This window comes from Achromobacter sp. 2789STDY5608621 (assembly GCF_001299375.1).
Classification (GTDB): Bacteria; Pseudomonadota; Gammaproteobacteria; order Burkholderiales; family Burkholderiaceae_B; genus Achromobacter; species Achromobacter insuavis.
Genome location: NZ_CYTU01000010.1, coordinates 77,861 through 90,341 on the forward strand (window position 1 = coordinate 77,861; position 12,481 = coordinate 90,341).

Sequence of the window (12,481 nt, forward strand, 5' to 3'; positions counted from 1 at the left end):
TATTTCCAGGAACGCTAAAATAACCGGCTCGCGGCTTCCGTCGAGCCTTCCGGCCTTCTTCATTCCTGCGCCTCGCGCCCTCGATAAATATGAAAAAACTGACTGCTGTTCTTCTCGTGTCCGCCACCACGATGCTGACCGCTTGCGGCCCGTCCGACAACGCGCCGGCCGCCAGCGCGCAGGCCCCGGCCGCCGCCCGCAAGGTCGTCGTCGGCCTGGATGACAACTTCCCGCCGATGGGTTTCCGCGACGCCAACAACCAGATCGTCGGTTTCGACGTCGACATGGCCAAGGAAGCCAGCAAGCGCCTGGGCCTGGAAGTCGAATTCAAGCCGATCGACTGGAGCGCCAAGGAAGCCGAGCTGAACGGCAAGCGCGTCGACGTGCTCTGGAACGGCCTGACCATCACCGAAGAGCGCAAGAAGAACATCAGCTTCACCGCCCCCTACATGGCCAACCACCAGATCATCATCGTCGGCAACGCCTCGCCGGTGAAGGCCAAGGCCGATCTGGCCGGCAAGGTGGTCGGCGCCCAGGACGGCAGCAGCGCCACCGACGCCATCGCCAAGGACCCGGTCGCCGGCAGCATCAAGGAAGTCAAGAAGTTCGGCGACAACGTCACCGCGCTGATGGACCTGGCCGCCGGCCGCCTCGACGCCATCGTGGTCGATGAAGTGGTGGGCCGCTACCTGATCAGCAAGCGCGCCGGTGAATACCGCGTGCTGGACGACAACTTCGGCACCGAAGACTACGGCGTCGGCGTGCGCAAGGACGACACCGAACTGCTGGCCAAGCTCGACAAGACCCTGGACTCGATGAAGCAGGACGGCACCGCCGGCCGCATCGCCACCCAGTGGTTCGGCGCCAACATCGTCAAGTAAGCTCCCGGGAAACGCCCGGACCGCGCCGCGGTCCGGGCGTTTTTCAGTCCGGCGCTTTTCCGCGCCGGCACGCCCGCTCCTGATTCCTCCCGTCGGCAAGACGCTCACCCATCCGCATGGACTACGTACTCTCCCTCCTGGGACCCCTGGCGCAAGGCGCGAAAGTGACCTTGACGCTGTTCTTCATCACGCTGGCGCTGGCCGTGCCGCTGGGCCTGGTGCTGGCGCTGCTGCGGATCTCCAAATGGGGCTTCGTCAGCCAGCTGGTCAATGGCTACATCTGGCTGATGCGCGGCACGCCGCTGATGCTGCAGATGCTGTTCATCTACTTCGCGCTGCCGTTCGTGCCGGTGGTGGGGGTGCGCCTGCCCGACTTCCCGGCGGCGGTGGTGGCGTTCGCGCTGAACTACGCGGCGTATTTCGCCGAGATCTTCCGCGCCGGCATCCAGTCGGTGGACCGCGGCCAGTACGAGGGCAGCAAGGTGCTGGGCATGACCTACCTGCAGACGCTGCGCCGCATCGTGTTGCCGCAGATGGTGCAGCGGGTGCTGCCGCCCATGAGCAACGAGACCATCACGCTGGTCAAGGACACCTCCCTGATCTACGTGCTGGCGCTCAACGACATCCTGCGCACCGCGCGCGGCATCGTGCAGCGCGACTTCACCACCACGCCGTTCCTGGTCGCGGCGGCCTTCTATCTCATCATGACGCTGGTGTTGACGTGGTTCTTCCAGCGTATGGAAAAGCGCTATGCCAAATACGACCAGTAATCCGTCCGCCGGCGGTCGCGGCGCCATGATCTCGGCGCGCGGCATCGTCAAGTCGTTCGGCGCCAACCGGGTGCTGGACCAGGTCTCGCTGGAACTGGGCAAGGGCGAGGTGGTGGCGGTGATCGGCCCGTCGGGCTCGGGCAAGAGCACCTTCCTGCGCTGCCTGAACCACCTGGAAACCATCGACGACGGCACCATCGAGATCGAGGGCGAAGCCCTGGCCACGGCGGTGCCGGGCGGCCAGAGCCGCTACGCCAGCGACGGCGACGTGCGCCGCATCTGCCGCAAGATGGGCATGGTGTTCCAGTCGTTCAATCTGTTCCCGCACATGACCGTGCTGCAGAACATCATCGAAGCGCCCATGATCGTCAAGGGCATGCCGCGCGCCGCCATCGTGCCCAAGGCCGAGGAACTGCTGCGCAAGGTCGGCCTGCTGAACAAGCGCGACAACTATCCCACGCGCCTGTCCGGCGGCCAGAAGCAGCGCGTGGCCATCGCCCGCGCGCTGGCGATGGAACCCGACATCATGCTGTTCGACGAGCCGACCTCGGCGCTCGACCCCGAGCTGACCGGCGAAGTGCTGCGCACCATGCGCCAGCTGGCCGACGAGCACATGACCATGCTGGTCGTGACCCACGAAATGGGTTTCGCCCGCGAAGTGGCGCACCGCGTCATCTTCATGGACGAGGGCCGCATCGTCGAAGAGGCGCCGTCTGCCGACTTCTTCCGCGCCCCGCAGCACCCGCGCAGCCGCGAGTTCCTGGCGCACATGCTGTAACCAGGGGCAGGGCGGCGGCTTGCCGCTCAGCCCTGGCCGCCGCGCCGGGGCACGACCATCGGGCTGCCGGTCTCCGGATCCGGCAGCACCCGGCATTCCAGATCGAACACCTGCCGCATGGCGTCCTCCGTGACCACCTGCCGCACCTCGCCCTGCGCGGCGATGCGGCCGGACCGCATCATGACGACGCGGTCGGCGTAGCGGAACGCCAGGTTCAGGTCGTGCAGCACTACCACCAGCGTGCGACCGCCCCGCTGCAGGCGCGCGCACAGCTCCAGCAGGTCGATCTGGTGGCGGATGTCCAGAAACGTGGTGGGCTCGTCCAGCAACATGATGCCCGCGTCCTGCGCCAGCACCAGCGCCAGCCAGGCGCGTTGGCGCTGGCCGCCGGACAGCGTGTGCACCGGGTGGTCGGCCAGGTCCGCCAGGTCGGTGTCGGCCAGCGCCGCCTCGACCGCCCGGGCGTCGGCCGGCGACCACTGCCGCAACAGCGTCTGGTGCGGATAGCGGCCGCGCGCCACCAGGTCGCGCACCGTGATCATTTCCGGCGCCACCGGGTTCTGCGGCAGATAGGCCAGGCGCCGGGCCACCGCCTTGCGCCGCAGGCCGGCCAGGCTGGCGCCGTCCAGGAACGCCTGGCCCTGGCTTGGCGCCAGCGCGCCGCCGAGCACGCGCAGCAGCGTCGACTTGCCGCAGCCATTGGGGCCGACCACCGCCGTGAACGCGCCCGGCGCGACCGCCAGCGACAGGTCGCGCAGCACGGCCGTGTCGCCATAGGACAGGCTGACCTGCCGCAGTTGCAGGGCCGACGGGGCGTCGGCCGGATCGTTCAGGTGGAGGTCTTGCGCCATTCGAGTACCAGCAGAAATGCGAGATAGACACCGCCGATGCCGGCGGTCAGGACGCCCACGGGCAGGCCGTTGGGACCGGCCAGGCGGGTCAACAGGTCGGCGCCAGCCAGCAGCACCGCGCCGGTCAGGGCCGCCAGCAGGGGTTGCGGACCGCTGGCCGGCACGCAGCGCCGCGCGATCTGCGGCGCCGCCAGCGCGACAAAGGCCACCGGGCCGGCCACCGTGACCGCCGCCGCGGCCGCCAGCACCGCCACCAGCGTGGCGGCCAGCCGGCTGCGCGACGGCGTGGCGCCGAGGGCCTGGGCCAGATCGTCGCCCATCTCCAGCAGCCGCAGGCGAGCGCACAGCGCCAGCCCGAGCGGCAGCAACAGGGCGCCGGCCGCCCCGATCAGGGCGACGTCGGTCCAGGTCTTGCCGGCCAGGCTGCCATTGAGCCAGGCCGCGGCCAGGTAGGCCTGTTCGCGCCGCAGATTGGACAGGCCGTATTGCACGAAGGCGAAGGCGATCGCGCCCACGGCGATGCCGGCGATGACCATGCGCTGGGGCGCGGCGAAGCCGGCGCCGGAGCCGAACCAGACGCCGGCCGTGGCCAGCAGCGAGCCCGCCGCCGCGCCCCATGCCACCGGCATCAGCCCGGGCCAGACCATGGCCACGGCCACCGCGCCCGCGGACGCGCCGGCCGTCAGGCCGATGACGTCGGGACTGCCCAGGGGGTTGCGGGTGAGGCTCTGGAACAGCGCGCCGGACAGGCCCAGCGCGGCGCCGGCGCCCAGCGCCGAGAGGGCGCGCGGCAGGCGCACGGTATGCACCAGCCATTGCTCCACGGCGCCGCCGGCGCCTTGCAGCGCCAGCCACAGCGCGCTCCAGGACAACCCGGGATCGCCGGCCCGCAGCGTCGTGGCGAGCACGACGCCGGCCAGCGCCAGCAGCAGCGCCGCATAGGCCAGCGCGCGCGGCGCGACGGGCCAGGCGAGCCAGTTGCCGGCGCGCAGCAGGCGCGGCGGTTGCGCGATCAGGCGCGGCGTTCCGCGGGTCATGCCAGGCTCCGCGGCCGGCTGCGCAGCGCCGCCAACAGGAAGGGCGCGCCGATGAACGCCACGACCACGCCCGTCAGCAGTTCGGCGGGCGCGCGCAGCAGCCGCGCCAGGATGTCCGCGATCAGCATCAGCAGCGGCCCGAGCACCACGCAGTAGGCCAGCAGCCAGCGCAGGTCCGGTCCGGCCACGCGACGGGCCATGTGCGGCACCGCCAGGCCCACGAAGGCGATCGGGCCGGCGGCGGCGGTGGCGGCCGCCGCCAGTATCGCCACGCACAGCAGGCCCAGCAGGCGGCACAGGCCGGCCCGCAGCCCGAGCGCCTGCGCCAGCGCGTGGCCCAGCGCCAGCAGATTGAGCGGCCGCGCCAGCGCGGCGGCCAGCAGCAGGCCGGCGCCGATGTAGGGCGCCGCGCGCAATGCGGCGTCAAGCGACTGGCCGGCCAGCGAACCGACGGCCCAGAAACGGTAGGCGTCGAAGATGTCGTCGCGCAGCAGCGCCACCGCCTGCACATAGGCGAAGAGGACGGCATTGACCGCGGCGCCGGCCAGGATCAGCCGCACCGGCTGCAGTCCGCGGCCACCGGCGCCGATCAGATATACCGCGGCGGCGGCGCCCAGCGCCCCGGGCAGCGCCGCCCAGAAGGGATGCGCGGGAAGGCCGCCCAGCAGCAGCGCCGCGGTCACGATGGAAGCGGCCGCCCCGGCGTTCACGCCCAGCAGCCCGGGTTCGGCCAGCGGGTTGCGGGTCAGCGCCTGGATCAAGGCGCCGGCGACCGCCAGGGCGGCGCCGGTCAGCAGGGCCAGCAGAGTCCGGGGGATGCGCGAGGCGACCACCAGCGCGGCGTGGCTGTCGTCGGGCTGGAGCAGCACGCGCCAGACCGTGGCGGCCGACAGGCCGCGCGAGCCGAGCCACAGGCTGGCCAGCGCGGCGGCCGCCAGCAGCATACAGGCGCCCAGCAACAGCGGCGCCCGCAGGCGCGGCATCGCGTCGTCGGGCCGGGTGTCGGCCGGGGCTTGGCGCGGCGGCATCAGCGGCCCGCCTGGGCGCGCCGCGCCGCCTCGGCCAGTTGCGGCGCCAGCCGGTCGAGCATCCAGGCCACCGCGAGCGGCGTGCCCGATGACGACGCCATGACCAGCGCCGGATCGCTCAGCGCCACGTAGCTGCCCCGGCGCACGGCGGGGATGGACGCATACAGGGGCAGGGCCGCGGTGCGGTCGCGCTCCTCGGGCGTATAGAACCAGGACACCAGGATATCGGCGTCGCCCAGCGCGTCGGCATGTTCGAAGCCCAGGTAGTGGGCGAAATGTCCGGCGCTGGCATGCAGGCCGCGCACCGAGGGCGCCAGCGTCAGGCCCATGGCCGTGAGCGTGTCGACGCGCGGGTCGCCGGCCACGTAGGCGGCGAAATTGCCCGAGCCCAGGTCGGCGCGCACGTAGGCGAAGGTCTTGCCGGAGAGTTCCGGGTGGCGGCGCGCCGCCTGGGCCAGCGCGTCGTGGATGCCGGCCTTGAGCGCGGCGGCCGCGTCGCGCTTGCCCAGGGCCGCGGCCATCAGGTCGACCTGGGTCTGCACCGGGGTCAGGAACGGCTGTTCGGGATACGCCACCACCGGCACCAGCCGCGACAGCTGGGCGTAGGCCTCGGGACTGACGCCGGAGAAGGGCGCCAGCACCACGTCCGGACGCAGGGCGATGATCTTTTCGATGTCCAGTTCGGGGTAGACGGTGATGCGCTCGGGCAGCGGCTGGCCGCGGGCTTCGATGGCGGCGCGCACCCAGGGCCAGTAGTGGTCGGGATCGCCGCCCCAGTCGGCCCGGCCCACGCCCACCGGCACCACGCCCAGCGCCAGCGCCAGGTCGTCGGCGCCCAGGCCGAGGGTGACGACGCGCCGGGGCGGCGCGGCGATCACCGCCTCGCCCAGGGTGCTGCGCAGCGTGACGGGAAATCCCGGCGCCGTGGCCGTCGGCCCCGGCTGGCCTGCCGGGGCGGCGTTGGAAGCGGGTTCGGCCGCGACCAGCGCTGGCGCGCGCTCGCAGGCGGCAAGGGTCATGACCAGGGCCAGCGCCGCCGCGCCAGTCAGGACGTGGCGGCGCAGGCGTGCCGCGATAGCCAGATTCAAACGCATTGTGTTGCGGTACTCCCGGGCATCTTGCCGCCTGTTCGTCCGGTCAATATTGCGCGCGGACCGTCAGCATGACGTTGCGCGGCGCGCCGTACCAGCCCTGGCTGAAGAAGCCGATCTGGTCGTAGTACTTGCGGTCGAAGACGTTGTTCAGGTTGAGGGTGGCCGAGACCTGCTTGCTGAAATCGAAGCGGGCCATCAGGTTGACCAGCGCGTAGCTGCTCTGCTCGACATCCACGTTGCCGCGCGGGCTGGGCGCGGACTGGTACATGCGGCTCTGCCAGTCGACGCCGCCGCCCACGGTCAGGCGGTGCAGGTCGCCCGGCAGGCGGTAGGTGGTGTAGACCTTGAACAGGCTGCGCGGATGGCTGGTGTTGATCGGCTTGCCGTCGGCGTCCTTGGAGGTGAAATGGGTATAGCTGGCGCCGATGTTCCAGCCCGGGCTCAGCTGGCCGCTGGTCTCCAGCTCGAAGCCTTCGACCTTGGCGCCGGTGGCGGCGCGGTAGGCCTGGGTGCCCGGCATGCCGCTGACCGACTCGCCGGGAATGGCCTGCGCCAGGTTGTTCTGGCGGGTCTGGTAGAGCGAGGCGGACGCGTTCAGCAGGCCTTCCAGGTAGGCCGCCTTCAGGCCGACCTCGTAGCTCTTGCCGTCGATCGGCGGCAGGATCGAGCCGTTGGGCGTGCGGGCGTTCTGCGGCTGGAAGATCTCGGTATAGCTGGCGTAGGCCGTGTAGGTGCTGTTGATGTCGTACAGCAGGCCGGCGTAGGGCGTGAACTGGTCGTTGATCTTGTAGGCGCGCTTGCTGCCGAAGTAGGTCTGGTTGGTTTCCCAGTTGCTCCAGCGGCCGCCGACGATCAGGTGCAGGGGGTCGGCCAGCGAGAAGCGGCCGACCGCGTAGGCGCCGGTCTGCTTGACGCGCAGGTCGTCGGCGGGCGTCTTGGTGCCGGACCAGGTGGGCTCGGCGATATGGTCCTGGCGCCAGTCGAGGAAGCTGCCGATTGCCGGCTTGGCGCCCGTCATCAGGTACTGGCCGATGTTGCTGTGGTCGTTCACGCTCATCCAGCCCAGCGCCAGCTCGTGCTTGCGGCCCAGCAGCTGGAACGGACCCGACACCGTCAGGTGGATGTCGTCGCGCGAGCGGTCGCCGTCGTAGTTGTTGAACGAGCTGGTCATGCCGGCGCCGGTCACCTTGTTGGGGTAGCCGCCGCGGTACAGCTGCTTCATGCGGTAGTCGCCGTCGGTGTGGCTGTAGGCTGCGCGCACCTTCCAGTCGTTGGCGAAGCGGTGCGTCAGGTCGACGAAAGTGGTGGTGGACTCGGTGTCGATGCGGGCCCAGCGGGTGTTGTTGGCCACCGAGCGGTTGAAGTCAGTGCGCGAGCCGTCGCTGTAGAACAGCGGGAAGCCGCTGCCGAAGCCGTTGCTCTGGTTGCGGAAGTATTCGACGCTGGCGGTCAGCACGGTATCCGGCGTCAGGTCGGCGCTGACCACGCCGTAGAAGGTGCGCTTGCGCGAGTCCAGGAAGGTCACGTAGTCGTCCCCCTGGTTATAGGCCGCGACGAAACGCGAACGGATGCGGCCGTCCGGCGTGATCGGCACCGACAGGTCCAGGTCGCCGCCGACGTAGTCCCAGCTGCCAGCGCTGGCGCTGCCGGACAGGGCGAATTCGCGCAGCGGCTTCTTGCGGATGAAGTTGACTGCCGCCGAGGGGTTGCCCGAGCCGGTCATCAGGCCGGTGGCGCCGCGCACGATCTCGACCCGGTCGTAGATGGCCGCGTCGATGTCGGTGGCGCCGTAGTTCCATTGGCTCAGGATGGGCGAATTCAGGCCGTCGAACTGGAAGTTGTCGATGGAGAAGCCGCGCGACGAGAACGACAGCCGGTTGCTGTCGCTACGGGTCACCGAGATGCCCGGCGCGCTGGCCAGGATCGAACCGGTGTCGCGCAGGCCCTGGTCCTCGATCTGCTGGCGCGTGACCACGCTGACCGACTGCGGCGTCTCGCGCGGCGAGAGCGTCAGGCCGGTGGCCGTGTTCATGGCATCGGTGGTGTAGGAATGGGTGCCTTCGGTGGTGCCCGGGATGCCGGCGCCGCTGACGGTGACGGCGGGCAGTTGCGCCACGTCGCCGGACGAACCGGCGGAAGCCGCGGTCTGGGCGCCGGCTTGCTGATGGGCGAGTGCGGAGCAGAGCAGGGCTGTCTGGATCGCGTGGACAAGGGGACGCACCCGGCGCGGCTGCGCGGCGGGCGAAGGCGGAACGGACAGCATGAGGACAAGCTCCAGCGGTAAGGTTTGGTAATGAGAATTATTGATTTTTACCGTTGGGTTAATGTATGCGCCGCGATGGGATGCGTATGACAAATGCCGCCGGGCTATCCTGCCTTGGCCGGCGCCTCCGCCAGCGGCGCGGCGCAGCGGTGCAGCCAGGCCCAGCCGGCCGCGCTGGCCGCCACGAAAACCAGCATGGCCGCCGCCAGCCGCAACGGCTGGCCATAGACCAGCGGCACGCCCCAGCCGCTGGCCACGGAAAACGTCAGCATCTGCATGAAGCCCAGCACCGAGGCGGCGGTGCCCGACAGGTCCGGCACATGCCCCAGGATGCGCAGGGTCATGGCCGGCACCCCCATGGCCAGTCCGCAGGTGAACAGCCCGGGCAGCAGCACCGCCCAGGGCAGGCGCGGCGGCTCGGCCGCGGCCATGTACAGCACGTAGGCCAGGCAGCTGCCGCCCATCAGCACGAAAGCCAGCAGCGTGATGCGGCCATCCGACCAGCGGCCGGCCTTGCGGGCCGCCACCAGGGCGCCCGCCATGGCGCCGACCACCAGCGGCACGAACAGATAGGCGAAGTCGGTCTCCGGCAGGCCCAGCACATTGCTGATGAAGTCGGGCGCGGCGCCGATCAGGAAGCCCTGGGCGGCGAACAGCAGGCTGAACGCCAGGCCCAGCGCGGTGTAGCGCCGGTTGCCGAGCACGCGGGCGTAGTTGGCGGCCAGTGTGCGCCAGGCCAGCGGCTGGCGGCGTTCGGGCGGCAGGGTCTCGGGCAGGCGCCGCGCGCACAGCAGCCAGGCCGCGCCGGCCAGCGCGGTCAGCAGCAGGAAGACGGCGCGCCAGCCCTGGTGCGCCGCCAGGTAGCCGCCGAGGATGGGCGCCAGCGCCGGCGACAGGTTGAACACCAGGATCAGGTAGGACATGGCGCGGCGCGCCACCGCGCCGTCGTAGCAGTCGCGGATGATGGCCTGGCCGACCACGATGCCGGCGCCCGCCGACAGGCCCTGCACGGCGCGCCCGGCCAGCAGCCAGCCGAAGCCGGGCGCCAGCGCCGCCATCAGCGAGCCGCAGACGTACACCGCCAGCGCCGCCAGCACGATGCGCCGCCGGCCGAGCGAGTCCGACAGCGTGCCGTGCAGCAGCAGCATCGACGCATAACAAGCCATGTAGACGCCCAGCGTCAGCTGCACGGTTTCCTGCGGCACGTCGAATTCCCGGCCCAGCGCCCCGAAGGCGGGCAGGTAGGCGTCGATGGTGGCGGGCGCGACACAGGACAGCAGTCCCAGCATCAGCACCATGACGGGAAACGAGGGCAGGGGTTGGGGGCGTGACACGGGAGCATCCAGGGCGGGCGCTTCCCGGGAGGGGAAGCTCTGCCGCATGGTCGCCCGTCACCGCGGATTGCAGGAATGGGCAATGCCGTAAGACCAATGGGCGCCGCCGGAAGCCGTCCACGGCCGGCGCTCAGTTCAGTTCGCTGGGGGCGATGCCGTAGCGTTCGCGGAACGCGGTGGCGAAGTTGGTGGCGTGGCGGTAGCCGACGAAGTGCGCCGCCTGCTGCACGCTGCAGCCCTGGGCCAGCTGCTCGCGGGCCACTTCGAGCCGGCGTTCGCGCAGCCAGCTGAAGACCGAGCGCTGGTAGGTGGCCTGGAACTTGGCGCGCAGCGTGCTGGGGCTCATGCAGGCCAGCCGCGCCAGGTCGTCCAGCGTGTGCTCTTCGCCGGGCGCGCTGTGCAGCCGCTCGCGCACCCGTTCCAGCAGTTGGCGGTCGCGTTCCGACACGGCGTTCTCGGCCGGCGCGCGTTGCTCCAGCGTGGCCAGCGCATGGGCCAGCAGTTGGGTGCCGACGCCTTCGCGCAGCATGTTCTGCAGCGGTCCGTCCCAGCCGCAGTCCAGCAGATGCTCGATGGCCTGCAGCAGATGGCCCTGCACCTGCCAGCGGCGCAGCCGCAGTGACGGCGAGCGCAGCGCCTTCCAGATCATCTCGCTGGTCTGGTCGTCGCCGGCGCCGTCGGGATCGGACAGCGACAGGTTGACGCTGCGCAAGCGCTGCCCGGCGGCATGGGTGCCGGTCATGGCGACGGTGTCGCCGTACAGCGCGCTGACGCCGCTGTGCGCCGCCAGGCGGACGTCGTCATGGCGATCGATGCGGGTCTGGGCGTGGCCCTGCAGCATGACGATGGCCGAAAAGCGCGGCGACATCATCGAGGTGGCTTCGTAGTGCTGGTGCACGCGCACGTCGGACAGCACCAGCGTCAGGCCGGGCCGGATGGCATAGGTGTCGACCCGGCCTTCGGCGATGCACAGGGTTTCCGGGTCCGCGCGGACCGCGCCCGAGAGCTGCGGCAGGCGGTAGCGGAAACCGCTCTGGCTGCCCATGCGGTTGAAGTCGGCGACGGTGAATTGGGCGGGGGAGGCAGATGGGTTCAAGATCGTCACTCGCGTTACGGGATGAGCCCTTTGGCGGGGCGAAAAGCCTCGCCAAATGTGAGAATGAGAATAGCATATGTTCTCATTGTTGCGGTTTTTTGCCGTAGTGTTCCGGCACCGCTATCTGCCCGGGCCTTTGCCTCCCGCCACCAACGCCTCAGGGCGCCGCGCAATCTCCCAGTTCGTCGCCCATGACGTCGCGGTACCACTCGTGGAAATGCTGCATCCCGTCCTCCATCGGCGACTGGTAGGGGCCGCTTTCCGAGGTGCCGCGGCGCAGCAGCGCCAGCCGGCCGGCATCCATGCGCTCGCCGATCTCGTCGTCCTCGATGGCGGTTTCCATGTAGGCCGCGCGCTGGGCCTCGACGAATTCACGCTCGAACAGCGCGATTTCCTCGGGGTAGTAGAACTCGGCGATGTTGATGGTCTCCTGCGGGCTCTTGGGGTACAGGGTCGACAGCACCAGCACGTGCGGATAGAGCTCGATCATGTGGGTCGGGAAATAGGTCACCCAGATCGCGCCGTAATCGGGCGCCGAGCCGCCGCGGTAGCGCATCAGCGTATCGTGCCAGTCGCGGTAGACGTCGGAGCCGGGCTTCTCCAGCGAGTCGTGCACGCCCACCCGCTGCAGGCTGTGCTGCCGGCCGAACTCCCAGCTCAGGTCGTCGCAGGTGACGAACCGGCCCAGGCCCGGGTGGAACGGCCCGACGTGATAGTCCTCCAGGTAGACCTCGATGAAGGTCTTCCAGTTGTAGTTGCACTGGTGCACCTCGACGTGGTCCAGCACATAGTCGGAGAAATCGAACTCGGGGCGGGCGAACAGGTGGCCCAGGTCGTCCCGCGGGTCGCGCGGGCCCTCGAACAGCAGGCCGTGGCAGTTCTTGAGCGGGAAGCGCGGCAGGTTCAGGCACGGCGTGCTGGGAAACTGCGGCGCGCCCAGTATCTGGCCCTGGTTGTCGTAGGTCCAGCGATGCAGCGGGCAGACGATGTTGCCGCCGCTGGCCGACAGGTTGCCGGCGGGATTGCCCGGGCCGGTCACCGCGCCGGTCTCGCCGCCCAGGATCAACGCCTGCCGGTGGCGGCAGACGTTCGACACCAGTTCCACCCCGCGCGCGTTGCGCACCAGCACGCGGCCGCCTTCCTCGTGCGGCAGGCGGCGCCAGTCGCCCGGCTCGGGCACGCCTTTCTCGTGGCCCACGTACAGGGCCGATTGCTTGAATATCCGTTCCTGTTCGCGCGCGAACAGGGCTTCGTCGAAATAGGCCCGAACGTGCAGCGGGCTCAGGGCCTGCTGCACATGCTCGAGGCGGCCAATGTCCGTCATATCCGACTCCTTGTGCCGTCCCGCA

At 70.1% G+C, this 12,481-nt stretch carries 11 protein-coding genes; 3 read left to right on the top strand and 8 right to left on the bottom strand.

Annotated elements, in window-relative coordinates:
- Nucleotides 1–89: 89 nt before the first annotated feature.
- From AOZ53_RS12645 to AOZ53_RS12655, 3 genes are all read left to right on the top strand, one after another.
- Nucleotides 90–881 (top strand): amino acid ABC transporter substrate-binding protein, encoded by a 792-nt coding sequence (locus tag AOZ53_RS12645; RefSeq protein ID WP_049073911.1) that lies wholly within the window; start codon nucleotides 90–92, stop codon nucleotides 879–881.
- A gap of 116 nt (nucleotides 882–997) precedes the next feature.
- Nucleotides 998–1,651 (top strand): amino acid ABC transporter permease, encoded by a 654-nt coding sequence (locus tag AOZ53_RS12650; RefSeq protein WP_006384524.1) that lies wholly within the window; start codon nucleotides 998–1,000, stop codon nucleotides 1,649–1,651.
- Between the two features lie 25 nt (nucleotides 1,652–1,676).
- A complete protein-coding gene (locus AOZ53_RS12655) occupies nucleotides 1,677–2,429 on the top strand; it encodes an amino acid ABC transporter ATP-binding protein (RefSeq protein ID WP_026383076.1) in 753 nt (250 codons plus the stop codon).
- A gap of 26 nt (nucleotides 2,430–2,455) precedes the next feature.
- Here AOZ53_RS12655 and AOZ53_RS12660 read toward each other — a convergent pair whose 3' ends face one another.
- The 8 genes from AOZ53_RS12660 to AOZ53_RS12695 all read right to left on the bottom strand — a co-directional run bounded on the left by AOZ53_RS12660 (nucleotide 2,456) and on the right by AOZ53_RS12695 (nucleotide 12,456).
- Complete coding sequence (locus AOZ53_RS12660; RefSeq protein WP_054488031.1) at nucleotides 2,456–3,280, bottom strand: ABC transporter ATP-binding protein; 825 nt, start codon at nucleotides 3,278–3,280, stop codon at nucleotides 2,456–2,458.
- The gene (locus AOZ53_RS12665; RefSeq protein WP_054488033.1) at nucleotides 3,259–4,317 is read right to left on the bottom strand and encodes a FecCD family ABC transporter permease; all 1,059 of its coding nucleotides are present in this window, start codon (nucleotides 4,315–4,317) and stop codon (nucleotides 3,259–3,261) included. The genes AOZ53_RS12660 and AOZ53_RS12665 overlap by 22 nt, the downstream gene beginning before the upstream one ends.
- Nucleotides 4,314–5,345: a FecCD family ABC transporter permease gene (locus AOZ53_RS12670; protein WP_054475140.1), complete on the bottom strand. Its 1,032-nt coding sequence runs from the start codon at nucleotides 5,343–5,345 to the stop codon at nucleotides 4,314–4,316. Before AOZ53_RS12670 ends, AOZ53_RS12665 begins: the two co-directional genes overlap by 4 nt.
- The gene (locus tag AOZ53_RS12675; RefSeq protein ID WP_054488035.1) at nucleotides 5,345–6,439 is read right to left on the bottom strand and encodes an iron-siderophore ABC transporter substrate-binding protein; all 1,095 of its coding nucleotides are present in this window, start codon (nucleotides 6,437–6,439) and stop codon (nucleotides 5,345–5,347) included. Before AOZ53_RS12675 ends, AOZ53_RS12670 begins: the two co-directional genes overlap by 1 nt.
- A 43-nt stretch (nucleotides 6,440–6,482) precedes the next feature.
- Nucleotides 6,483–8,702: a TonB-dependent alcaligin siderophore receptor FauA gene (locus AOZ53_RS12680; RefSeq protein WP_054488037.1), complete on the bottom strand. Its 2,220-nt coding sequence runs from the start codon at nucleotides 8,700–8,702 to the stop codon at nucleotides 6,483–6,485.
- A 104-nt stretch (nucleotides 8,703–8,806) separates the two neighbouring features.
- On the bottom strand, nucleotides 8,807–10,036 hold the full coding sequence (locus AOZ53_RS12685; RefSeq protein WP_054430514.1) for a multidrug effflux MFS transporter: 1,230 nt from the start codon (nucleotides 10,034–10,036) through the stop codon (nucleotides 8,807–8,809).
- A 130-nt stretch (nucleotides 10,037–10,166) separates the two neighbouring features.
- Nucleotides 10,167–11,135, bottom strand: a complete 969-nt coding sequence (locus tag AOZ53_RS12690) for a helix-turn-helix transcriptional regulator (protein ID WP_369815789.1) — start codon at nucleotides 11,133–11,135, stop codon at nucleotides 10,167–10,169.
- A gap of 154 nt (nucleotides 11,136–11,289) precedes the next feature.
- Nucleotides 11,290–12,456, bottom strand: a complete 1,167-nt coding sequence (locus AOZ53_RS12695; protein ID WP_054430512.1) for an aromatic ring-hydroxylating oxygenase subunit alpha — start codon at nucleotides 12,454–12,456, stop codon at nucleotides 11,290–11,292.
- Nucleotides 12,457–12,481 lie beyond the last annotated feature (25 nt).

Excerpts from the sequence above, each read along its gene's own strand:
- AOZ53_RS12645 (WP_049073911.1), top strand. The coding sequence starts at position 90 with ATGAAAAAACTGACTGCTGTTCTTCTCGTGTCCGCCACCACGATGCTG.
- AOZ53_RS12650 (WP_006384524.1), top strand. The coding sequence starts at position 998 with ATGGACTACGTACTCTCCCTCCTGGGACCCCTGGCGCAAGGCGCGAAA.
- AOZ53_RS12655 (WP_026383076.1), top strand. The coding sequence starts at position 1,677 with ATGATCTCGGCGCGCGGCATCGTCAAGTCGTTCGGCGCCAACCGGGTG.
- AOZ53_RS12660 (WP_054488031.1), bottom strand. The coding sequence starts at position 3,280 with ATGGCGCAAGACCTCCACCTGAACGATCCGGCCGACGCCCCGTCGGCC.
- AOZ53_RS12665 (WP_054488033.1), bottom strand. The coding sequence starts at position 4,317 with ATGACCCGCGGAACGCCGCGCCTGATCGCGCAACCGCCGCGCCTGCTG.
- AOZ53_RS12670 (WP_054475140.1), bottom strand. The coding sequence starts at position 5,345 with ATGCCGCCGCGCCAAGCCCCGGCCGACACCCGGCCCGACGACGCGATG.
- AOZ53_RS12675 (WP_054488035.1), bottom strand. The coding sequence starts at position 6,439 with ATGCGTTTGAATCTGGCTATCGCGGCACGCCTGCGCCGCCACGTCCTG.
- AOZ53_RS12680 (WP_054488037.1), bottom strand. The coding sequence starts at position 8,702 with ATGCTGTCCGTTCCGCCTTCGCCCGCCGCGCAGCCGCGCCGGGTGCGT.
- AOZ53_RS12695 (WP_054430512.1), bottom strand. The coding sequence starts at position 12,456 with ATGACGGACATTGGCCGCCTCGAGCATGTGCAGCAGGCCCTGAGCCCG.